19 protein-coding genes are annotated in these 23,026 nt (G+C 38.4%); 17 read left to right on the top strand and 2 right to left on the bottom strand.

Translation table 11 applies throughout. The features are described from left to right. Positions 1-291: 291 nt before the first annotated feature. The 6 genes from M3226_RS25410 (at position 292) to M3226_RS25385 (ending at position 6,426) form a co-directional block, all read left to right on the top strand. Positions 292-1,236, top strand: coding sequence for an ABC transporter ATP-binding protein (locus M3226_RS25410; protein WP_251571445.1), 945 nt, complete (start codon positions 292-294; stop codon positions 1,234-1,236). Then, on the top strand, positions 1,233-2,177 hold the full coding sequence (locus tag M3226_RS25405) for an ABC transporter permease (RefSeq protein WP_251571443.1): 945 nt from the start codon (positions 1,233-1,235) through the stop codon (positions 2,175-2,177). The genes M3226_RS25410 and M3226_RS25405 overlap by 4 nt, the downstream gene beginning before the upstream one ends. A gap of 251 nt (positions 2,178-2,428) precedes the next feature. After that, positions 2,429-3,313: an AAA domain-containing protein gene (locus tag M3226_RS25400; protein WP_251571441.1), complete on the top strand. Its 885-nt coding sequence runs from the start codon at positions 2,429-2,431 to the stop codon at positions 3,311-3,313. 293 nt (positions 3,314-3,606) lie between these two features. Further along, positions 3,607-5,214: an AAA domain-containing protein gene (locus tag M3226_RS25395; RefSeq protein ID WP_251571440.1), complete on the top strand. Its 1,608-nt coding sequence runs from the start codon at positions 3,607-3,609 to the stop codon at positions 5,212-5,214. A 173-nt stretch (positions 5,215-5,387) separates the two neighbouring features. Further along, positions 5,388-6,128, top strand: coding sequence for a DUF2161 domain-containing phosphodiesterase (locus M3226_RS25390; RefSeq protein WP_251571438.1), 741 nt, complete (start codon positions 5,388-5,390; stop codon positions 6,126-6,128). A 91-nt stretch (positions 6,129-6,219) separates the two neighbouring features. Continuing rightward, complete coding sequence (locus tag M3226_RS25385; RefSeq protein WP_251571436.1) at positions 6,220-6,426, top strand: PfkB family carbohydrate kinase; 207 nt, start codon at positions 6,220-6,222, stop codon at positions 6,424-6,426. 180 nt (positions 6,427-6,606) lie between these two features. Here the strand turns inward: M3226_RS25385 and M3226_RS25380 are convergent, their stop codons facing one another. Beyond that, positions 6,607-6,918 (bottom strand): hypothetical protein, encoded by a 312-nt coding sequence (locus M3226_RS25380; protein WP_251571434.1) that lies wholly within the window; start codon positions 6,916-6,918, stop codon positions 6,607-6,609. A gap of 150 nt (positions 6,919-7,068) precedes the next feature. On the opposite strand from M3226_RS25380, the gene fdhF reads away from it, so the two are divergent. From fdhF to M3226_RS25330, 10 genes are all read left to right on the top strand, one after another. Further along, on the top strand, positions 7,069-9,987 hold the full coding sequence (fdhF, locus tag M3226_RS25375) for a formate dehydrogenase subunit alpha (RefSeq protein ID WP_251571520.1): 2,919 nt from the start codon (positions 7,069-7,071) through the stop codon (positions 9,985-9,987). Next, complete coding sequence (locus M3226_RS25370) at positions 9,980-10,522, top strand: DUF1641 domain-containing protein (protein ID WP_251571432.1); 543 nt, start codon at positions 9,980-9,982, stop codon at positions 10,520-10,522. The genes fdhF and M3226_RS25370 overlap by 8 nt, the downstream gene beginning before the upstream one ends. Positions 10,523-10,638: 116 nt before the next feature. Next, on the top strand, positions 10,639-11,433 hold the full coding sequence (gene fdhD / locus M3226_RS25365; protein ID WP_251571430.1) for a formate dehydrogenase accessory sulfurtransferase FdhD: 795 nt from the start codon (positions 10,639-10,641) through the stop codon (positions 11,431-11,433). A gap of 810 nt (positions 11,434-12,243) precedes the next feature. After that, positions 12,244-14,997, top strand: a complete 2,754-nt coding sequence (locus M3226_RS25360; protein WP_251571428.1) for a response regulator — start codon at positions 12,244-12,246, stop codon at positions 14,995-14,997. Between the two features lie 38 nt (positions 14,998-15,035). Beyond that, a complete protein-coding gene (locus M3226_RS25355) occupies positions 15,036-15,836 on the top strand; it encodes a CheR family methyltransferase (protein WP_251571426.1) in 801 nt (266 codons plus the stop codon). 13 nt (positions 15,837-15,849) lie between these two features. Beyond that, positions 15,850-17,874 (top strand): PAS domain S-box protein, encoded by a 2,025-nt coding sequence (locus M3226_RS25350; protein WP_445165003.1) that lies wholly within the window; start codon positions 15,850-15,852, stop codon positions 17,872-17,874. Continuing rightward, positions 17,871-18,815, top strand: coding sequence for a sugar ABC transporter substrate-binding protein (locus M3226_RS25345; protein WP_251571423.1), 945 nt, complete (start codon positions 17,871-17,873; stop codon positions 18,813-18,815). Before M3226_RS25350 ends, M3226_RS25345 begins: the two co-directional genes overlap by 4 nt. A gap of 164 nt (positions 18,816-18,979) precedes the next feature. Continuing rightward, positions 18,980-19,519, top strand: a complete 540-nt coding sequence (locus tag M3226_RS25340; protein ID WP_251571421.1) for a CBO0543 family protein — start codon at positions 18,980-18,982, stop codon at positions 19,517-19,519. Between the two features lie 324 nt (positions 19,520-19,843). Beyond that, entirely contained in the window at positions 19,844-20,218 is a 375-nt protein-coding gene (locus M3226_RS25335) for a FixH family protein (RefSeq protein WP_251571419.1), read from the top strand. A 200-nt stretch (positions 20,219-20,418) separates the two neighbouring features. Then, positions 20,419-21,657 (top strand): Bcr/CflA family multidrug efflux MFS transporter, encoded by a 1,239-nt coding sequence (locus M3226_RS25330; RefSeq protein WP_374110690.1) that lies wholly within the window; start codon positions 20,419-20,421, stop codon positions 21,655-21,657. Positions 21,658-21,785: 128 nt separating this feature from the next. Here the strand turns inward: M3226_RS25330 and M3226_RS25325 are convergent, their stop codons facing one another. After that, the gene (locus M3226_RS25325; RefSeq protein WP_251571416.1) at positions 21,786-21,959 is read right to left on the bottom strand and encodes a hypothetical protein; all 174 of its coding nucleotides are present in this window, start codon (positions 21,957-21,959) and stop codon (positions 21,786-21,788) included. A gap of 248 nt (positions 21,960-22,207) precedes the next feature. On the opposite strand from M3226_RS25325, the gene M3226_RS25320 reads away from it, so the two are divergent. Further along, complete coding sequence (locus M3226_RS25320) at positions 22,208-22,861, top strand: vWA domain-containing protein (protein ID WP_251571415.1); 654 nt, start codon at positions 22,208-22,210, stop codon at positions 22,859-22,861. Positions 22,862-23,026: the final 165 nt, after the last annotated feature.

Genomic DNA, 23,026 nt, shown 5'->3' with positions numbered 1-23,026 from the left:
CACCTCATATATTTTGACGAAGTAATTACAAATTCGATTCTGATAAATAAGCCCATTTTTGTTAGGAAAAGAAAAATAGGCCTTTTTAAAATGGAATCAAAGATATAGCGGTGGTATTTTTGATGCAGTTTGTCATTTGACCATGTTTTTTTCTTAACCTTAAGTTAGAGTGATTAAAAATATAAAATTAATGTAAATTTGGAACTTTTTGGTTCATTATTCGTATATAATGTTAGGTATGTATTTAAAGGTTCTATAAAGAATCATTTTTTAAGGAAAGAGGAGGAACGTATGGCGGTAAATACGTTAGAAGTACGATCGTTAACGAAGGTCATAGGCAAGAAGAAAATTGTAGATGATGTAAGCTTTAGTGTAAAAAAAGGGGAAATCTTTGGCCTTTTGGGTCCTAACGGAGCAGGGAAAACAACCATTATCCGAATGATTGTCAGCTTGATCAAACGGACCGATGGAGAGGTTCGTGTAAATGGCCATAACCTCGATGGACAATTTAAGGAGACAATGAGTGAAATTGGCGCGATTGTTGAAAATCCGGAATTTTACAAGTATATGAGCGGTTATAAGAATTTAAAGCATTATGCGAACATGGCCATTAAAGAAGTGTCAGATGAGCGGATTATGGAAGTTACTAGATTGGTAAAATTAGAAGATGCCATTTACCAAAAGGTGAAGACCTATTCACTTGGAATGAGGCAAAGACTTGGAGTAGCCCAGGCGTTATTACATAACCCGTCACTGCTTATACTCGATGAGCCTACAAATGGATTGGACCCTCAAGGAATTAGAGAATTTAGAGATTACTTACATGCCCTTGCACAGGAAGGAATTTCAGTTCTGGTATCCTCCCATCTTCTAGCTGAAATGCAGCTGATGTGTGATCGTTTTGCCATTATTGAAAAAGGAAAACTAATACATATTTCTTCCATGAAAGAAACGATGGAAGAAGACGAAAAGACGGAAGTCATTTTTGAGGTAAGCAGCAGCCAAAAAGCTGTTGGTGTGCTGAAAGGACAATTTGAAGATATCGATTTTCAGGTTCTTGCAGACGACCAATTCTCAGTCCATGTAGAAAAAGCTACTATTAGTACCATTAATAAGCTATTAATCTCAAAGGATATAGATGTCTATGGCATCAGCAAGGTAACCGTTTCGCTCGAAGACCGCTTTTTGGAAATAACGAACAAAGAGGTAAAGGAGCATGGAGGTGTAATGCAATGATTGCCTTAATTCGAAATGAACTGATGAAATTGTTTCAAAAAAAATCGAGCTGGATCTATCTAATCATCCTCCTACTCGCAGTCATTGTGGCGGGGATCATCTACAATAAAGTATCAGGTGAACAGGTTCCGAACTGGCAGGATGGTATGAAGGCTCAAATTGTTGAGTTGCAGCAGAATGCAAAAACCGCATCTGATCAAGAAAAACAGTTTATTATGAATGAAATCGAACAAAAGCAAAAATATTTGGATGAAAACATTAATCCAAATGCTATTAGTAACTGGCATTTTATGAATAATGTTGTATTCAGCATGACGACTTTGGTGACTTTATTGGCGGTGATTGTATGCAGTGCCAGTGTGTCCTCTGAATTTGCAGACGGAACGATTAAACAGCTGTTAATCAGACCGCATCAGAGATGGGCGATCCTCCTGTCCAAATATCTATCATTAATGATCTATTCACTTATTCTTGTAGCGACACTTATTACTGCTGGATATCTTGTCGGTTTGATTACATTTGGTAATGGGGACTTTACAGCGAAAATCTTTGAGATGGCGATAGACGGGCAGAAGGAAGCAGAAGTCGGCCCGCAGTTCTTCCTTAAGATTGCCTACTACCTTCCGAGTTTGTTGGTTATAACGGCCATTGCCTTTATGCTTTCTACTTTATTTAAAAGTCAGGCATTGGCGGTGGGAATTGGAATCTTTGTCCTGTTTATCTCTTCCACCTTGGGCGGATTAATTGTGCTTCTTGCAGAAAAATACGAATGGGCAAAGTTTTTAATTTTTCCGCATCTCGATTTAACTATTTATGCGTTGCAGGATAAGATTTTGGGTGACATTACACTACCGATATCACTGGCAATCCTTGCCGTGTATTATGCGATTTTTATGATCCTGACTTTCGTGTTTTTCCAGAGGCGGGATATTAGTATATAAGGGTAAAAAAAGTATTATAGTAAAACTTTCATCTCCCAAAATGCAGAAAAAAACTGATAGTGGAATTTATCCACGTCAGTTTTTTTGTTTAACTACCATTCATGCTATTTTACTAGAGTATTTTTAGGATAATAGACCTAATTGTTGTATAATGTAGAAAAATGTAAAATTTGTTGGCTTGTATGATACCGAAATCATACCCGTAAAATTATAGATTTTATTAGGTTAAGGGCTAAGAGGTGCAGGCAACTTTGAATGAGAATAAATTTCTTATCCTAATTAAAGACAAGGATAAAACAGAAGAAATTAATTTATGTAAATACGAAAATGGCAAATATTTAGTTAGATTCCATAACAATAGCAAGGTTTATACATACAATTATTTAAACTTAACTTGGTTTAAAGAACCCAAAGAGATTGATCATAGAACATGTGATATTTTCGAAAATAACCTCCCAGTAACGGGCGGAATTAAGATACTTGATTTTGGTGGCCATGTAAAAGTATGGTTTAAGACGGGTTATAAGAAGGTGTATAAACGGTCAAGCATCACCATTGAAGAAACAAGTTTAACCAATCCTTTCGTACATAAGACCTTTGAATATTTAAAAACGATCGCTAATAATGTGAGTGAAAAATTGGAGGATGATAGCAGCTTTTTAAGTAAGCAATACCATCATCTGAAAATGATTAGTCCAAGCAGTGTCCTATCAGCTTATTTAGAAGGAAAACCATTAATCAAACATAAAAATCCAGTTCAAGCCATTTATCCCTTTGGTTTTAATACAAGCCAAAAGATGGCGACAGAGAAAGCTTTAGCAAATCAGCTTAGTGTAATAGAAGGACCTCCTGGTACCGGAAAGACCCAAACTATACTAAACATCATTGCAAATGCGATTCTAAACAATCAAACCGTTGCTGTTGTATCGAATAATAACTCAGCAACCGCAAATGTACTTGAAAAATTGGCAAAATATGAAGTGGATTTTATCGCTGCATACTTAGGGAATAAGGAAAATAAAACAAAATTTTTTGCTGAACAAAAAGGAAACTATCCTAACCTGAGTGAGTGGGCTATACCACCTTCTGAATTTCATTCCATTAATAATGACTTAAAAGCATCTCAGAAAAATTAGATGAAATGCTGACTTATCAGAATCAACGAGCAGTTTTAAAGCAGGAACTCTCAAATTTTCAAACGGAATTTGAGTATTTTAATCAATATTATACTGAAACAAATAGTCAGACCCTCCGTCTCCGGTCTTTTTCCAAGCTTCGATCCGAGAAGGTTTTAAACATACTGCTGGAATATAAACGAAGTATTTTTAAAGGAAAAATTTCATTTAGAGAAAAAGTATACAATTTATTTCATTACGGCATCTATGACTTGAAGATTTATAAGTATCCTCCAGATCAAGTGGTTTCATTTTTGCAAAAAATCTACTATGAGAAAAAAATGAATGAGATCGCAAAGGAAATAGATAGTTTATCGAATAAACTAGAAAACTATAACTTTGATCTTGAAATGAAAAACTATAGCCGAAAGTCTATGGATTTATTGAAGGCAAAATTGGCTAATAAGTATCGAGCGAATGAACAAAGGACACTTTTTACAGAAGATGCACTTTGGAAAGACTTTGATCATTTTATAAAAGAATATCCAGTGATCTTAAGTACCACACATTCATTAAGAAACAGTGCCAAGCAAAATTATTTATTTGATTACGTTATCGTGGATGAGGCCTCACAGGTTGATGTTGTAACAGGTGCCTTGGCATTATCTTGTGCTAAAAATGCGGTCATTGTAGGAGATATAAAACAGCTTCCAAATGTTGTTTCGAATGAAACAGAGATTATCACAAGGAAAATATTTGAATCATTTGAGGTAGATCAGGCCTACCATTATGCGGATCATAGCTTGTTGTCTTCCATACTTGATTTATACAAAAATATCCCCAAAACACTTTTAAAAGAGCATTACCGCTGCCACCCTAAAATTATTGGTTTTTGTAATCAAAAATTCTATAATAATGAACTCATTGTTTTAACAAATGAAGAGGAAAAGGATAAACCACTAGTCCTCTACAAAACAGCAAAAGGAAACCATGCAAGAGGAAAAGTAAATCAGAGGCAAATTGATGTTGTCTTTCATGAAATTATTCCTGAGCAGAAAAGGATGAATGACAACCAATCCATCGGTGTCATTTCACCTTATCGATTGCAGGCTAATGAACTGCAAAAGGCCATAGGAGAAACAGATATAGAAGCGGATACCGTTCATAAATATCAAGGTCGTGAAAGAGATGTAATCATCCTTACTACTGTTGCCAATGATGTAGCTGTAAACAATTTTGTCGATGATCCCAATCTCATAAATGTGGCTGTTTCACGAGCCGTAAATCAATTGATTGTGGTGGTTTCCGAGGGCAGTGAGGAATGGAAAGGGACCAATATCGGCGATTTAGCAAGGTATATTCAATATAACAATTTTGAAATCATCGAAAGCCAAATCTATTCTGTATTTGATCTGCTGTATAGCAATTATTCTAATAAGTTGTTAGAAACGAAGAAGAGAAGTAAGAAAGTGTCGGAATATCAATCAGAAAATCTTATGAATGCAGTGATTGAGAAAGTATTAAGCCAACCAGAATTCCAAAGTCTTGATTGGGTGCTTCATCAGCCTTTAAGAATGCTGATTCGAAGTACGGACAAGCTTACCGATGATGAGAGAAAGTATGCCATGAATATATTAACTCATACAGATTTTGTTATTTTTAACAAACTAGATAAAATGCCGGTATTGGTAGTTGAAGTGGATGGACATGCCTACCATGCAAATAATCCAACTCAGTTAAAACGTGATCAATTAAAAGATGAAATTTTAAGAAAGTACGAGATTCCAATTATTCGAATGAAAACAACGGATAGTAGAGAGGAAGAAAGGCTTCAAAATAAACTAGTAGAGGTATTAAATCTAGACTCAATGGATGCAAGCAGTCACAACTTATCTTTATATAATTTGGATATAAGGTTGTAACTCTATTGAGATATAAAAGTCAGGACTCGGGATTAGATTATTTACCGGGTCTTTTTCTCGGTTATTAGATGAACATCCTTTCCCAAGAACAAATTATAGGTTACATTTAATTTAATGAAACTTGTTTTATAGGTTCTTACAGTATTTCGGTTTGAATTGGATGGTGAAGGCATATGAACGAAACAAAAAAGCTGCAAGAAATGGATTTATATAAACCAATTCAGACTTTTTTTGTAAAGGAAGGCTATGAGGTATACGGTGAAGTAAAAGATTGTGATATCGTTGCAGTTAAAGATGAGGAGCTAGTTGTCATTGAATTGAAGCTTACCTTAAGTGTTGATTTGCTCATACAGGCAGCCAAACGACAGCGTATAACGGATCAAGTATATATTGCCATCCCAAAACCTAAGTATCGTTTAAATTCAAGACGATGGGCTGAAAAATGCCAGTTAATTAGACGCCTGGAGTTGGGATTAATTGTCGTTTCGAATCCATTGAAACGGGCAAAGACAGAAGTCGTCTTCCATCCATCATCGTTTGATCGTCGTAAAAGCAGGGGGCAAAGCAAGTTAAAGAGAGAATCTGTTTTGAAGGAAATCAATGGCCGCAGTGCGGATTTTAATGTTGGCGGAAGCAATCGGACCAAAATCATGACAGCTTATAAGGAAAATTGTATTCAAATTGCTTGTTACATGAGCCATTTTGGGCCGTTATCCCCGAAAAAATTAATTCAGTTGGGAACCGGAGACAAAACTTCTTCCATTCTCGTTAAAAACTATTATGGCTGGTTTGAAAGAATCAAGCGAGGCACCTATTGTTTAACCGAGAAGGGCAAAGAAGAAATAAAGGAATTTCCTGATCTCTTGAATTTTTACTTAAAAAATGTAAGGATGCAGGAAGGCAATCCCGATTGAGGATATTGTTTTTTATATGGTTGTAGTTTTTGCCGTTGCATTCATATAGATGACGACGGCTAAATAGGGACGGGAGAAAAAAGATTTTCGATTGTCTGCAAGAAGATACATATTTATTGAAAAAAGTATAAAAATTGTTACGACCTCGGCTCGGGATACATTTATTGGTGCATTTGTTGTAGAAAGTAGTTTGAGTCATTCCATCCAAGATGGTCTTCGATATGCTGCAACGGCTGCAGCTTTGTCTGTTATCGTGAAAGGTGCTCAAAGTTCAAGCCCCACTCGCAAAAGATTCTAGCATTTTTAAAATCAATGGAAAATTAGCCAGGCAAGAGATTAAAATCTGAAATATCAAAAATCCAGATCAAAAAAAGTTGGTGTTGGGGAACACGATTCGCTCGTTTCCCCAGATTAATAGCTTCTTAAGAAAGAATTACAAGTTTACAGATTTTGTTTAAACGAGGCTCAAGCATTCGATTTAGGGCAATCCTTTCCCTGGTTCCCAATACTTGATCATACTATAGGGAACACCATCTAATGGGTGGATATTACTACTATTTATATTCATATTCTGGCTGTCAGGAATGATTATGTATGTTTCTCCGTTCTTATTGTTCACCTCTCTTCTAATTTTCCTATAAAAGAGAGCACTCGCCATCTCCAAGGATGAAGCTTCGATATTCCCAACTATATTGTACCTATATTTCCCAATATGACTCTTACCTTTCAAAATCATATATTTCATAAAGGTTTTGTCCTTTCCTTTTTGATTCTTTACCCTGTTTTCCACTATTAAACACCTATCACACTTTATTTTTCTTAGAACTCAGAAGATTTGGTTTTTATTTTTCGAGAGATGGGGTACTAAACAAATAAATAAAGTTGAAAGGGTGATGCCATTTTGGTAAGAAACCTACGAGTTACGATCAATGGAGTAAAAATGGAGGCAGCAGAAGGCCAGACGGTCTTGCAATTCCTGAACGATTGCTCAATTGAAGTTCCACAGGTGTGCTATCATCCCAGCCTTGGACCGATTGAAACGTGTGACACTTGTATCGTTGATGTAAATCAGGAACTTGTCAGGTCCTGTTCAACCGTTTTAAAGGATGGGGATGTCATCAGTACGACGAGCCCGCTTGTGAAAAAATCACAGACAACAGCGATGGATAAGATTCTTCACAACCATGAATTATATTGTACCGTTTGTGATTACAACAACGGCGGCTGCGAAATACATAACACCGTTAAGGAGATGCGGATCAACCATCAGAGTATTCCGTGGGAGCAGAAACCGTATGAGGAGGATTTGTCGAATCCCTTCTACCGCTATGATCCTGATCAGTGTATCTTGTGTGGGCGCTGTGTCGAGGCCTGTCAGGATGTCCAAGTGACGGAAACGCTGAGAATCGATTGGGATCGAGAGCACCCACGGGTCATCTGGGATAACGATGTTCCGATTAACGAATCCTCCTGTGTATCGTGCGGCCATTGTTCAACCGTATGTCCGTGTAATGCGATGATGGAAAAAGGTATGCTCGGGGAGGCCGGTTATCTGACAGGTGTTGAAAAAGGAACACTCCGTTCGATGATTGAGTTGACCAAAGGGGTGGAGACCGGTTACGGGTCGATCCTTACTGTTTCCGATATGGAATCAGCGATGCGTGAAGCAAGAGTGAAACGTACCAAAACCGTCTGTACGTTCTGTGGTGTCGGCTGCAGTTTTGATGTCTGGACAAAAGGACGCGAGATTCTAAAGGTTGAACCAAATGTAGAGGCACCAGCGAATGGAATTTCCACTTGTGTGAAAGGGAAATTTGGCTGGGATTTTGTCAACAGTAAAGAACGGTTAACGAAGCCACTGATCCGGGAAGGTGATAGCTTCCGCGAAGCGCAATGGGATGAGGCCCTCGATTTAATCGCGAAACGGTTCCTTGAGATTCGCAGCCAATATGGACCGCAATCAATGGGCTTTATTACTTCCTCAAAATGTACAAATGAAGAATCCTATTTAATGCAAAAATTGGCCAGGCAGGTGATTGGCACAAACAATGTGGATAACTGTTCCCGTTATTGTCAGACACCGGCAACGGTTGGACTGCACCGAACGGTTGGTTACGGCGGTGATGCTGGTTCCATTAAGGACATCGCCAAAGCAGGACTGGTAATCATTATCGGTTCCAATACAGCGGAAGCGCACCCTGTATTAGCTACAAGGGTCAAGCGTGCCCATAAACTACATGGGCAAAAATTAATTGTCGCAGACCTCCGGGAACATGAAATGGCAGCCCGTGCAGATCTATTTATTCACCCAAACGCAGGATCTGATTTGGTTTGGCTCTCTGCTGTGACCAAATACATGATTGATATGGGCTGGGCGGATGAAGAGTTTATCAAAAAGAATGTAACTGGTTTCGAGGAATACAGACATAGTCTTGCTATTTATACATTAGGCTATGCCGAAGAGAACACGGGTCTTTCCAAAGAGACAATCATTCAGATTGCGGAAATGATTCGTGATGCGGATGGCACGGCTATTCTTTGGGCGATGGGTGTTACCCAGCATCTAGGCGGCAGTGACACTAGTACAGCCATTTCTAACCTATTGCTGATAACGGGTAACTACGGACGTCCAGGTGCCGGAGCGTACCCGCTCCGCGGGCATAATAACGTTCAAGGTGCAGGCGACATGGGCAGTGCACCGGAGAACTTTCCAGGATATCAGCGAGTGGACGACCCAAAAGTGCTGGAAAAATTTGAACAAGCCTGGGCTGTCAAGCTTTCCTCGGAAGTAGGAATGAATAATCACGATATGATTGAAGGAATCCATCGAGGTACGGTCAAGGCGATGTATGTAAAAGGAGAGGAAATGGGATTAGTGGATTCAAACATCAACCATGTTCATAAGGCCTTTGAAAAACTTGAATTTTTTGTCGTTGAGGATATCTTTTTTTCCCGGACTGCCCAGTATGCGGATGTCGTTCTGCCGGCAAGCCCAAGCCTTGAAAAAGAAGGAACTTTTACAAACACGGAACGCCGTATTCAAAGGCTGTATCAAGTCTTTGAACCTCTAGGCGACTCTAAGCCTGACTGGGAAATCATACAGCTAGTCGCAAACCGGCTTGGTGCCAACTGGAATTACAAGCATCCAAGTGAAATTATGGAGGAAGCTGCCAGGCTGATGCCGATTTATGCAGGTGTTACGTATGAAAGACTAGAAGGTTATAAGAGTTTGCAATGGCCGGTAAAACCGGATGGGACAGATACGCCGCTGCTGTACAGAGATGGTTTCCCTTTCCCGGATCGAAAAGCTCGGGCTTATCCTGTGCAATGGACAAAGCCCCTTGATTTTGAGAAGCAATTTGATCTTCATTTGAACAATGGACGTTTATTAGAGCATTTTCATGAAGGGAATCTCACATACAAATCAAAAGGAATTTCAGAAAAAACGCCAGAGGTTTTCCTTGAAGTTTCACCGGAGCTAGCAGCAGAACGCGGCCTAAATGACGGAACGTATGTCCGCCTGACGTCACCGTTTGGTAACGTGAAGGTGAAATGTATTATCACTGCCCGGGTTAAGGGGAATGAATTGTATTTGCCCATGAATGATTCAGGAGACGGAGCGGTCAACTACCTGACAAGCAGTGCAGCCGATAAGGATACCGACACCCCTGCTTACAAGGATACGCGTGTTAAAATGGAGATTTTACAGGAAGAGGGGATTAATCCTCTGCCAAAAATAAATTTCAGATATGGGAATCCACAGCCGCAAATAGGTGTCCAAGTCCAAAAGAAATGGGCCCGAAAGGATTACGTCTTCCCGGGTGATCTTGTGAAGGAAAGGGAGCGGTCGAATGGCTAAAGCAATTAAGAAAATCGAGCGAATCGAGCTATCTGAGGAGGAGAAGCGTAAAAAAGATTTACGGCAAATAGAGGATTCCCTAATAAAAAATAAGCAAGCGTTACTTGATACACTTGATTTGGTGAAGCACATGCACGATCGAGGGGTCATTTCTCTATTGAGCGGATTATTTGCCGAGGGCGACAAAGTCCTGCAAATCCTTATTAAAAAGGCCGACTCAAAAGAAACAGCCAATACGTTAAAAAATCTGCTGTTGATGGCTGGCGTTCTAGGTACACTAAATGTTAAACAGCTTGAACCCATTCTCCTTAAATTAAATGCAGGAATCGCCAGAGTGTCAGAAAGCAAAGATGATGATGGCGAGATCGGTTACTTCGATATCGTCAGGTCCTTGAAGGATCCTGAAATTAACCGTTCGATTGCCTTCTTTTTTGAATTTTTGAAAGGGATGGGTAGCGAAACAAGCCATTTGGAACGGACAACCCAGCTGCCGGAGCACCAGGCACAACATGCCAATCCCGACCACCATCTGTAAATCTATTCATACGGGTCTTAGCCGAGGCTAAGCTGAGACCCGTTTATGTTTGATCGTGATCTTACCCAGCTAGACCTTTAGACAGACGGTAAAAAAGCGAGGAGAGGGGGGAGACTGTGTTAAACGAAATCACTACTTGCCAACACATTGTTAAATATAATGGTTATTCCTTTATCGAACAAGAAGATGACATCGCCGTGGAATCAGCATTAACGATTATTATTGATGGAGAAGAGTTTGCCACCATGGTGTGTTCCCCATCTGAGATAAAAGAATTGGTGGTCGGCTTCTTAGCTTCCGAGGGGATCATTCGCGTTTTTCAAGATATTGAATCGATTCAGGTAGATGAAGAAATGGGATTCGCGTACGTGGATCTCGTAAATAAAGAATCTCTTTTAAAAGAGTTCCATTCGAAGAGATTCATTGGTTCCTGTTGCGGGAAAGGGCGGCAATTTTATTTTTATAATGATGTGAAGACAGCAAAGACAATACTGACAAAGTTGACGATTACGCCACACCAATGCCATGTCTTAATGAAACAGCTGCAGGAAAGTTCTGCTCATTTTCGGAAAACGGGTGGTGTCCATAATGCCGCCTTATGTACAACGGACGGAATCGTTATAACAAGGACGGATATTGGCCGGCATAATGCGCTGGATAAACTTTTTGGTTACTGCCTAATCCATGGAATCCCATTGAAGGATAAAATCATTGCTTTTAGCGGAAGAATTTCCTCAGAAGTCCTCCTCAAAGCAGCTAAGATTGGCGTAGCCATTATCCTATCAAAATCTGCACCTACTAATCTCGCCTTAGATTTAGCAGAGGAGCTTGGAATTACGGCGATTGGTTTTATTAGGGGAGGAGTCTTTAATGTCTATACCCATCAGCACCGGATTCTGGGACTAGCCTAGCCATAGTCCTTCATCCAACCGAATTAAAGAAATATAGATTAATTAGCGTTTAAAGGATGTCAGTCGTGATAAACTTGCAAAAAGGAGACGATCTTATAGAAGAACCAAAATGAGGTAAAATATGATTTTCTGTATTAGTAGAAATGGAAAATGAAGCCCCAATCCCTGAAGTACTGTCATTTAAACAAAAATAATCCACCCTTGAGTTAGTGGCTCAGGTGGATTATTTCATCTAACTAGCCGACTCCCTTAGAGGGACCGTCTATTGCTGGACCGGACATGTTGCTGCATGTCCGGTCTTTTTTATATTATGATATTCTTAATTATATTATAACTCATGAAACAAAAAAGAAACAATGAAAATTCAATACATTTTTAATTGTGGATTTTTTGAATCGTAAACCACCTGTTCTAATTCTTTTAGGTCAGAACAAATTGAATAGAAAATCCAGGATTATCCAATGATCTTCTTTTTTAAAAGAACTTTTCTAGATATAGCGATTATGATAAACTAACTAAGTCTATACTCACTTTTGTTATAAATATAATAATATTTTTTGAATCCAAAACACCAAAGTAGTACTTAAATTTCTTTCTATAATAGATTTCATTTTTACAAGAGTAACTCAATCTGGCTTATACATATAGTAAAGACCAATCAATTGGTCAATTATTTTTTGAATTTTTAAATTTTTCTAATCTTCATTTTTTTGTCCGTTAATACTATAATGTTCTTTCATTATTCATTTTATTAAATAAACTATATCCAAATCAAAATACAATTATAGAAACCAGGAGAATGAAGTCTATATGAAATTTAGAACAAAGCTTTATGGTGGATTAGTCCTTATCTTACTTTGTAACATTATTTTTCTAGTCATTTTATTTAAGATGATCAATCAACAGACGGTTACGATGAATTCACTAGTTTCAGAGTTAGACGAGAGGAAGTTGATGGCTTCCACGATTGAGTTCGAGGTAGGGAACATGGGCAGAGAGCTTAGTGAGATTGCCTCCATTCCACCTGATGATGTCCTTTCTCAAGTAGTAAACGAATGGGAACAATCAAGGAACAACATTCTCTCCTCGATGAAAAAAATTGAAAAGATGGACAACCGTAAAGAAACACAGGCCTTAATTTCGAAATTTAACACCATCTACAAAACATATGAAGAAGTCGGAAACCAAATTATTATTTTACAAAAAACCGATCGGAACGCTGATTTCGACAAGCTGATTTGGGGAGATATCAAGCGCGATCGGGCCCGGCTCCAACAGATTACTGATTTGTTATATACCCTGCAGGAACAGGAAATGAAAGATCAACTTCTAAGGACAAGGCAAGCCTATAACCTTGAATTACGTATGATTTATATCGTTATTGCGATTGGTTTCCTAATAGGATTATTTGTCGCGATTTGGATCATTCGGGGGTTAACCAAAAATTTACAGCGGGTTTCTTCTGTCATGAGCAATGTTGCCCTTTATCATGGAACGCAGTTTCCCCGAATTGGAGTGATGACCAAAGACGAAATCGGGAAGATCTCTAGTGCCTATAATCGAATGGCCCAAGCATTAGAAGAAAAAGCGTTGCAGGAAAAAGCATTAATCGAAAAGGCCGAGGAACACAGCTGGCTTAAATCAAAAGTGGCTCAGATTGCTTCCATGTATACGGCTGTCGAGGATTTTAAAACTTTGTCCCGTTTATTTATCCAAAATATCACCCCGATGGTAGATGCTCACTATGGCGTTTTTTATATTAAAGAATGCAACAACGGTGAACAACGTCTGATAAATATGGCTTCTTATGCCTTTAATCATGATCCGGTTACATCAAGAAGTTTCCATCTCGGTGAGGGACTTGTAGGAGAAGTTGCGGCAGAAAAGAAACCGATGATACTTTCGGAAGTTCCCGACAATTATGTAAAAATTGCTTCTGGAATTGGGGAAGCAGCGCCCAAACATCTAATGATTCTACCGGCTGAATTTGAAGGAGAGGTCTTGGCTGTTCTTGAGGTTGCTTCTTTTAAACCATTTAATGCCGTTCAACAAGCCCTTCTCCAGGAAGTCATGGCCCATATCGGCATAACCATCAACAGTATCGGAAATCGAATGCAGGTTAAAAAATTATTACAAGATTCTCAAGCATTGACAGAAGAGCTGCAAAGCCAATCTGAAGAGCTTCAACAGCAGCAAGAGGAACTAAGAATCATGAACGAAGAACTCGAGGTACAGTATCAAAATTCTGAGCATAAAAAAGAGGAATTGGAGAAATTTAGTAACGCCCTTGAAGAGAAAGCACAGGAACTTGCTCTTACCTCCCAATATAAATCCGAATTTCTTGCGAATATGTCGCATGAGCTTCGTACCCCTTTGAACAGTTTATTAATTCTTGCTCAAATGCTAATAGAAAAAAAGAATGATAATTTAACCGAAAAACAATTGGAATACATCCAAACCATTTATTCATCTGGAAATGATTTGCTTCATTTGATTAATGAGATTTTAGATTTAGCAAAAGTTGAAGCTGGAAAAATGGAGGTTATTCACGGAGAAGTTGCTTTGGAGAAAATTACTACCTTTGCAGAAAGATATTTTTCGCCTTTAGCTCGTCAAAAGGATTTGGAGTTTAGTATTTTCTTAGATGATGATTTACCGGATAGTATATACACCGATGAGCATCGACTCAATCAAATTTTGAGAAACCTTTTATCAAATGCCTTTAAATTCACCGAAAAAGGGTGTATTTCCTTCCTCATCAAGAAGGTTGGTCCAAATGAATTAGAAAAGCACGATTTTGCTGGTCAGAATGAACCAATGATCAGTTTTACCATTGCTGATACGGGAATTGGTATTTCAAAGGATAAGCAGCAATTAATTTTTAATGCGTTTATGCAAGCGGATGGTACAACTAGCAGGAAATATGGGGGGACAGGCTTAGGTTTATCGATTAGCCGCGAGTTTGCCCACTTGCTTGGGGGCCATATAGATTTAAAAAGTGAAGAAGGGGCTGGAAGTTCCTTTACTCTGTACTTGCCCATTCATCATTTGCACGAAAATGAAAATCACTTTCCATTCCTTTTGGAAACGGCGGCTGCACTTCAAGAAGAGGAAAGCCATTCCATTGGCAGTAGTGAGTTTCAATCGGATGGAAACGTAATCGACGAAGATACACCGGAATATTCGTTAATGAATGGGAAGAAAATTTTGATTGTAGATGATGATATGCGAAATATTTATGCCTTATCATCTGCTCTTGAGGAATATGAAATCGAAGTTCTTTTCGCTGAAAACGGCAGAGAAGGGATCGAGGTGTTACAAGAAAATCCAGCTATTGATCTCGTTTTGATGGATATTATGATGCCGGAAATGGATGGGTTTGAGGCTATGCGCAACATTCGTACGAAACCGGAATTTCAAGGGTTACCAATTATTGCTTTAACGGCCAAAGCGATGAAACATAACCGTGAAGAATGTATCCAGGCTGGTGCGTCTGATTACATTAGCAAACCGATTGATTTAGATCAGCTATACTCCCTGATCCAGGTTTGGCTATATAGATAGGTGGGATAATCATTACCAATATCGATCAACTGCAGAAAATGGAGATTGAGTTATTACTAGAAGCGATTTATCGACATTATGGATATGATTTTCGGAACTATGCCGCTCCCTTCATTCAAAGAAGAACGTTGAATCGAATGACTGCGGAAAAGCTAAGGACCGTATCCGGATTACAGGAAAAAGTTTTACACGAACCCCTTGTGATGGATCGGTTGTTTTATGATTTTTCTATTAACGTAACAGAGATGTTTCGGGATCCCTCTTTTTTTAAGGTGCTTCGAGAAAAGGTCATTCCGATTGTAAGAGAATATCCTGCGATTCGAATCTGGCATGTCGGCTGTGGTTCTGGAGAAGAAGTTTATTCGATGGCTATTTTGTTGCATGAAGAAGGCGTATTGGAAAGAACCAAGATTTATGCTACTGACATCAATCAATACAATTTAGAAAAGGCGAAACAAGGTTCTTTTCCCTTAGAAAAAATGAAACTTTATACAACCAACTACATTCAATCTGGGGGAGAGAAGGCTTTTTCAGAGTATTATTCGGTAAAAAATGAACAAGCGGCGTTTCATTCTTTCTTGAAAAAGAATATTGACTTTTTTCAGCACAATTTGGTTACCGATCAATCATTTAACGAGTTTCATATCATTATTTGTCGGAATGTGATGATTTATTTTAATAAAAAATTACAAAATCATGTACATCGCTTATTTTACGAAAGTCTATTTTATTCAGGTTTTTTAGGGCTTGGAAAAAGAGAGGAGATCCGTTTTACCGATTATGCAAAATACTATGAAGTACTCCATTCAGCAGAAAGACTTTACCGAAAAAACAAATAAATCAGACACAGAAATGATTAATATATTAATGGTGGACGATCTAAAGGAAAATTTAATCGCATTGGAAGCTGTTCTCTCTTCACCCAGCTATCGTTTGGTTACGGCAAGGTCCGGGGAAGAAGCGTTAAAATGTATTTTAAAACAAGATTTTGCAGTCATTTTGCTGGATGTTCAAATGCCTGGACTTAATGGCTTTGAAACGGCAAAGCTTATTAAAGCCAGAAAAAAGTCGAAAAATATTCCGATTATCTTTATTACTGCCATCAGTCAAGATATGGAACACGTTCTCCATGGGTATTCTGTTGGAGCCATTGATTACATATTTAAACCGTTTAATCCCGAGACCTTAAAACAAAAAGTAGAACAGTTTGTTAAAATCTATAAAAGTCATTCGGAAAGTTTAAAACAAACTGAGTTAAAAAAATCAATTGAGCTTGAAGAAATTAATCATAAATTGAATCGAACAACCGTTGATTTATATAAAACGGAGACTCTATCAAAGGTGATGGGGGAAACATTGATGGACACGATTGTCACCTTTGATGAATCTGGGGTGATTTTATCGATCAATCCAATGGTAGGGGAAATGTTTGGTTATAGCCGTGAGGAATTAATCGGGAAGCATGTAGCTACTATACTCCCAGTGGTAAAGCAAGAGGGAGAGCGGATGGCTGTCTTATCCATGCCCGCACTTACAGAGTCTACAATAGGGAAAATAATAGAAGGAGTTGCCTTACGGAAAGATAAAAATCGATTTCCTGTCGATATTCAAATAGGAAAAGCAACCATCGAAGACATGCCTCTTTTTGTTTGCACGATTCGTGATGTGACCGAACGGAAAGAAATAGAGAAAATAAAAAACCAACAATTCAATCTTCTAAAAAAAGTAGTGGAAGAGCGTACGTTAGATTTGTTGTCAACGAATGAGAAGCTTAAAGCGGAAATTCAGGAGCGAAGAAAGATAGCGGATGACCTTTCTGTTTCCCATGAACGATTTAAGAAAATATTTGAAGCAAGTCCTTGCTTAATGGCGATACGATGCATCGGAAATGGAAGATTTATCGATGTTAACAAAGCATGGCTCCATTTTACAGGCTATGATTATGAAACAGTAAAGAATCAAGTTTTTGACTGGGCTCTTTTTACTTGTGTGGACGGGGATAAAGTCGATTTGGTTGATCTCGAACGGAATAAGACTTGGAGCAATCTAAAAGTGACATACCAATCTAAAAACGGGGAAAGACGTTCCGGATTGTTATCCACGGAAATCATTGAGATACAAGGAGAAGCATGCGTTCTCATCGTGGTAAATGATATTACTGAAAGAGAAAATCTAGAAAAAGAAATGTTACGTTTAGATCGATTAAATCTCATTGGCGAAATGGCGGCTGGAATTGCGCATGAAATCCGAAACCCCATGACGACTGTACATGGATTTTTGCAAATGTGGAAAAGCAACAACCAACCGCTGGCACCTGAATTCATTGATATAATGCTGGATGAACTAAACAGAGCAAATAGCATCATTAAAGAGTTTTTAACACTGGCAAAAAATAAAGCAAGTAATAAAACAAAACAATCTTTAAGTAGAATCATAGAAGCGATCCTTCCCTTAATCAATGCAGAAGCAGCCCTTGCAGGGAAAAGTGTCCAGTATCAGTCGGAGCCATGTCCTGAACTTTTCTTAGATGAAAAAGAAATTCGGCAGCTTTTCTTGAATCTTGCCTTAAATGGACTGGAGGCAATGGATATGGGCGGGACTCTTCACGTTAGAACCTACAGTGAAGAAGAAGAGGTTATTTTAGAGGTGAAGGATAGTGGAATAGGAATAAATCCAGACAATCTAGACAAAATTGGCACTCCATTTTTTACCACAAAAGACCAGGGAACCGGAATGGGGCTAGCTGTATGTTATAGTATCGCCGACCGGCATCAGGCAAAAATCAAGGTTCATACAGGGCATGAAGGAACAAGTTTTTCTATTTGTTTTAATCGTTTCTTAGATGAAAGTCTTTACTTGAATGGTGAGAAACAGTGAAGAAAAAGAGTTTGATCCTAGTTATTTCTGCGGTTTTTATCTGTGGTTTATTGGGTTATTTTTACAAAGCCTTTGCGGCAGAAAAGCCGACCGTTGCTGTGGTGTTGAAAGATACAAAGTCGGAATATTGGTCGATCATTGTCTCAGGAATTCAAAAGGGAATGACCAATTTTGGAGTAAAGGGAAAAATTTATGCTCCCAGTCAAAATAATGAAGATCAACTCACCATTTTGTACAAGGTATTAAAGGAAAAACCGGACGCACTCATATTCTCTCCGCTAAATCCTGCAGAATCTGTACCGGTATTAGAGGAATTTAAAAAGAAACATATTCCGGTCCTGCTTGTGGATACGGGGGTTGATTGGTCTGGTCAAACTTCCTTTATTGGAACCGATAACCCTTCATTAGGTGAAAAAGCCGGAGAGGTATTATCTTCAATGCTGCAGCCGGGATACAAGGTCGCCCTTATTGGCAAGATTTCAAAAGATAACGTAAGTGAGGACCGGATTCAAGGGGCGAAAGAGGCTTTGCATACAGTTGGAATTGATACGGTCGAAGGGTATATACTCGTAGATGATGACGATGCCAAGGTTAAGCCAGTCATCGATGAATTAATGAAGAGTAATTCTGATATCAAGGGTGTTTTTGCCTCTGATGACGGGATGGCATTAGAAGTCATCAAGTATCTTAACCAAAAAGGATTAAACCTTCCAGTCGTAGGCGCAGACGGAATAATCGAAATGCTCAAATATGTTGAAAAAGGAACGTTGAAAGGCTCAGTTGCGCAGAATCCATATGATATGGGCTATATCAGTGTGGAAAATGCCTTAAAAGCGATAAAAGGGCAACGAGTAGAAAAAAGTATTAACAGTGACGTCGATATTATTACATCTGATAATGCTAAAAGCAAAATAGAGTTTTTAGAAGGATTAAAAAACTAGACGATTAAACAATCATCTTGTCACATTGAAAAAGTGCCAAATAGTCCCCACTCTTATTCTGAGGGGGGATTATTTGGCGTACAATTCTTTATAACTTTAAGAATTTAAAAGGGTGGAATGGATAACTTAAGGAAGTACGGGTTATAAAATTTGGAGTGAATACCATGAAACATCCGACTTTTGAAGATATTAAAAACGCAAGAGAAACTCTTAGGGACATTTCGATTCAGAATTGGTACCAGGACGACCTATTTACTTGGGAGTGGTGGTTGTTGCTCGGTGCAGCCGTCATTCCTTGGCTTATTTGGATGAAGTATCATGATAAGAAAAGAACATTCGAAATCATGTGTTACGGGTTAATTTGGGCAATGTTAGCATCCATTACAGATGTCATTGGGGCTGACATGATTTTATGGGGGTATCCAGACAAGTTGTTGCCAACGGTGCCTCCTTTATTTCCTGCTGATGCCACCGTCATTCCCGTTTCTTTTATGTTTATTTATCAGTACTCAAAAACGTTTAAAACATTCTTGTTGCTCTCCTTAATACTATCTGCAATCTTCGCGTATATCATAGAATTCCTATTTATTAAAATGGGGATGTTTGTTTTGCATAAGTGGACACATACCTACTCATTTATTGGTTTTTTTATTCTATCTCTAGTGGTATATACATTAATAAAAAAACTTGCGCCTAAAGGATAAAATAAAAGAATAGTAAAAGTAAAAAGCTAAGCCACTAATCAGCTCGGGTCTGTAGTGGCTTAGCTTTTCTTCTTGCTATTATTTTTATATTAAATGATGACAGAGGATATTACCAGTAACTTCAGACATTAAGTTAAAATGTTTGTATCTGTCATCAGTTTAGTGATAATTTTGTAAGTAGGCCTAAATTTGCCATTGCGTATGAACCTTTCTGGCAAAAGGTCAGTCGGCTTCTTGATGTATAGGGAAGAGTGTACAATAAATGTTTAAGTTGTAATGATTCAGATAGTTCTATAAGAAAAATTTTAGAAAGGATGAGGTGTAATGAAAAAAATTACTAGTCTAATCATTGGCCTATTATTTGTTTTTATGGCAGGCTGCAGTTCAAATAACTTTGATCTAAAGCTAACTACACCCAAATCATTTACACCAGGCCAATTAACTCCCATTCAATTAAAAATCTTAGACCGTGAGGGTAAACCGATAAAAGGTGCTAAGGTTAGTGCAAAATTGGACATGCAAGGAATGAGTCATGGAGATACTTCATTGAAGTTGCAGGAAACAGGGAATGGCGTGTATGCTGGGAATGCTAACCTTGAGATGGAAGGGGATTATACTGCAACCATTCAAATAGATTACAACGGAGAAAAATCGCTGAGTGAAAAAAGATTTTCGATTGTTTATAACAAGGCACAATGAGTGTTAGAAAGTGCATTTTATTATAAATAATGCAGGGGGGGCGGGGCAGAAGAACCGTCCCCTGCTTCTTTGTTCAAAAAACTCGAAAAGTGAAAACGGTACCATCGATTTTAATTGTTTACCATTGAGCATGGTTCAGGTTATAATAAAGTTTATTAATTTAGGATATCGAAATATTTTTAGAAAGGCGATGGACATTGATTAAACCTAGTGGAAAAAAACGAATACAGCTGGCTATACTCTTAGGATCACTTGGACTGTTAGGGCCTTTTACAATCGATACGTATTTACCATCTTTTCCAACGATTGTGAATGATTTCCATACTACAGCTTCACTGGTACAAATTAGTTTAACATCCTGTTTATTAGGTCTTGGATTGGGGCAATTGTTCATTGGTCCTTTGAGTGATGTCAAAGGCCGAAGGCAACCCTTGCTAATCTTTATCACCTTATATTTACTGGCTTCAATAACATGCGCGTTGGCGCCCAATATCTATTTCCTGATCATCGCTCGATTAGTCCAGGGCTTTGCTGCTGCTGGCGGACTTGTTATTTCAAGAGCAATTGTTCGAGATCTTTTTAGTGGAAGGGAACTGACCAAGTTCTTTACGATGATGGTGTTAGTGGGGAACCTTGGACCAATCGTTGCACCGATTGCTGGAGGGGGAATTCTTGCTTTTACCAATTGGCATGGGGTTTTCCTTGCTTTGGCTATAATAGGTGCTGTGTTGCTCATTATTGTTGCTTTAAAATTAGAAGAAACGCTTTCAGAAGAAAAACGTGTTCCAAGCAATTTACCACAAATCATGAACAACTTTGGTTCTTTATTCAAAGATCGCACGTTCATGGGGTACGCACTAACGCAAGGTTTTACAACTGCAGGAATTTTTGCCTATGTATCTGGGATTCCGTTTGTCTATCAAAATATTTACCAAGTCACACCGCAGCAATTTAGTTTATTATTCGGGACAAATGGATTAGCATTAATTATTGGAAGTCAGTTGGTCGGCCGCTTGGCAGATATCATTTCGGAGCGGACTTTCTTAAAGATAGGATTAGCCATCTCTACCATAGCAGGCTTATGGTTACTCATTGCTCTGTTATTAAAAGCTCCGCTTTTCGCTGTCGCCATTCCAATCTTCTTTTTTGTAGGTTCCATCAGTATAATTGGAACCACGTCCTTTGCTTTAGCCATTGAAACCCAAGGACATATCGCAGGCAGTGCCTCTGCCTTACTAGGTTTATTGCCCTTTGTACTAGGCTCATTAACCGCTCCACTGGTGGGAATAGCAGGGGCGTATACAGGCGTTCCTATGGGCGTCATTATCTTTTGCTCCAGTTTTCTCGCTTTCCTCTCCTATTTTATATTGGTTCGGAAAGCTTCGCTAAGGATAAAAATATCTAATGATCAGTGTTCAGTAAAGAAACCAAGTATCTAAAAATATAAATTTAAAGGAGAACACATTTCGTTAAACCTGCGAATGTGTTCTCCTTTATTTATTTACTATTAATCTTAATAAGAACATATAGTTTAGGATTTTTCCTTTCAATATATTTTTATCTAAGGTTAATCCGTATATCTAACACCCTTTAAGATCAAATTGACCTTTAATTTAGTATCTTGGACAATGTTTTTTCGAAATTCTTTTGCCTTTTTGAAGGCATCCATCATTCCTGATGCTAAAATCTTTATTTCTTTAGTACCAACGGGTTCTTCTAATAGAAAAATGTATTCTTTCATGCTGTTTCACCTCTCAAGTTGTAATTTTAATATAATTATATACGATGTTGAAAGCGATTACCACTATTATTTGTGAACGTTTGCAAAACATTTAATAGGATGAGGTATAACGAATTACTGGCAGCAGTGTGAATTGATGACGAAGCAGAAGAACCGTCCCCCTGCTTCTGAAATGTCGCTTTCAAAGCGACCATTTCCTATCTGATGAGTGTTATCCTTTGTTTATCAAAGGACGGAGGATGATGAATATGAAAAAAAATCTAACAGAATTAGTGTTTATTTTGGATAAAAGCGGCTCTATGGCAGGGCTTGAGGCAGATACCATCGGCGGTTTTAATGCTATGCTCAAGAAACAGCAAAAAGCGGCAGGAGAAGCCTTTGTAACAACGGTATTGTTCGATCACCGATATGAATTGTTACATGACCGAATCGATGTAAAAGGCATTTCACCTCTTACTGAAAAAGATTATGAAGTAGGAGGTACTACTGCATTATTAGATGCGATTGGATTCACCATTCAAAAGATTGGAAATGTACAAAAGAGGACCAGTGAGAAAGAACGGGCAGAAAAAGTATTGTTCATAATTACAACAGATGGAATGGAAAATGCCAGCAAGGAATTTAGAGCGGACAAAATTAAAAATATGGTTCAACACCAAAAAAAGAAATATGAGTGGGAATTTCTGTTCCTTGGAGCCAATATCGATGCGATCTCAACAGCGGCACGATTTGGAATTGATGAAGAGCACGCGGTCAATTACCATGCCGACGAAATTGGTACGGAATTAAATTATGAAGCGGTAAATGAAGCTGTTAGCAGCCTGCGAAGCGGCAAAAAGATTGACCGAAACTGGAAAAAGGGAATTGAGAGAGATTACAATCAACGTTTGAGGAATGAATAATATACTCGTTAACCATCCATGAAGCGCAAAAATCGGCGCTTCACCACAAAGAATGAAAATATATTGAATCCGGCGATAATGTTCCTAAGGCTGGGAGAGGAAGGTCGATAAACTATGGTGCCTTAGAGCCCATCCGTTAGTCTGACTCCAACGACCACGGTGCAC

This window comes from Neobacillus cucumis (assembly GCF_023715505.1).
The sequence above is the reverse complement of the archived record's forward strand: the minus strand, read 5'-3'. Positions and strand labels throughout refer to the sequence as shown.

Coding starts and splice junctions, on each gene's coding strand:
- M3226_RS25410 (WP_251571445.1), top strand. CDS start 292: ATGGCGGTAAATACGTTAGAAGTACGATCGTTAACGAAGGTCATAGGC.
- M3226_RS25405 (WP_251571443.1), top strand. CDS start 1,233: ATGATTGCCTTAATTCGAAATGAACTGATGAAATTGTTTCAAAAAAAA.
- M3226_RS25390 (WP_251571438.1), top strand. CDS start 5,388: ATGAACGAAACAAAAAAGCTGCAAGAAATGGATTTATATAAACCAATT.
- fdhF (WP_251571520.1), top strand. CDS start 7,069: ATGGAGGCAGCAGAAGGCCAGACGGTCTTGCAATTCCTGAACGATTGC.
- M3226_RS25370 (WP_251571432.1), top strand. CDS start 9,980: ATGGCTAAAGCAATTAAGAAAATCGAGCGAATCGAGCTATCTGAGGAG.
- M3226_RS25360 (WP_251571428.1), top strand. CDS start 12,244: ATGAAATTTAGAACAAAGCTTTATGGTGGATTAGTCCTTATCTTACTT.
- M3226_RS25355 (WP_251571426.1), top strand. CDS start 15,036: ATGGAGATTGAGTTATTACTAGAAGCGATTTATCGACATTATGGATAT.
- M3226_RS25350 (WP_445165003.1), top strand. CDS start 15,850: ATGATTAATATATTAATGGTGGACGATCTAAAGGAAAATTTAATCGCA.
- M3226_RS25340 (WP_251571421.1), top strand. CDS start 18,980: ATGAAACATCCGACTTTTGAAGATATTAAAAACGCAAGAGAAACTCTT.
- M3226_RS25335 (WP_251571419.1), top strand. CDS start 19,844: ATGAAAAAAATTACTAGTCTAATCATTGGCCTATTATTTGTTTTTATG.
- M3226_RS25325 (WP_251571416.1), bottom strand. CDS start 21,959: ATGAAAGAATACATTTTTCTATTAGAAGAACCCGTTGGTACTAAAGAA.
- M3226_RS25320 (WP_251571415.1), top strand. CDS start 22,208: ATGAAAAAAAATCTAACAGAATTAGTGTTTATTTTGGATAAAAGCGGC.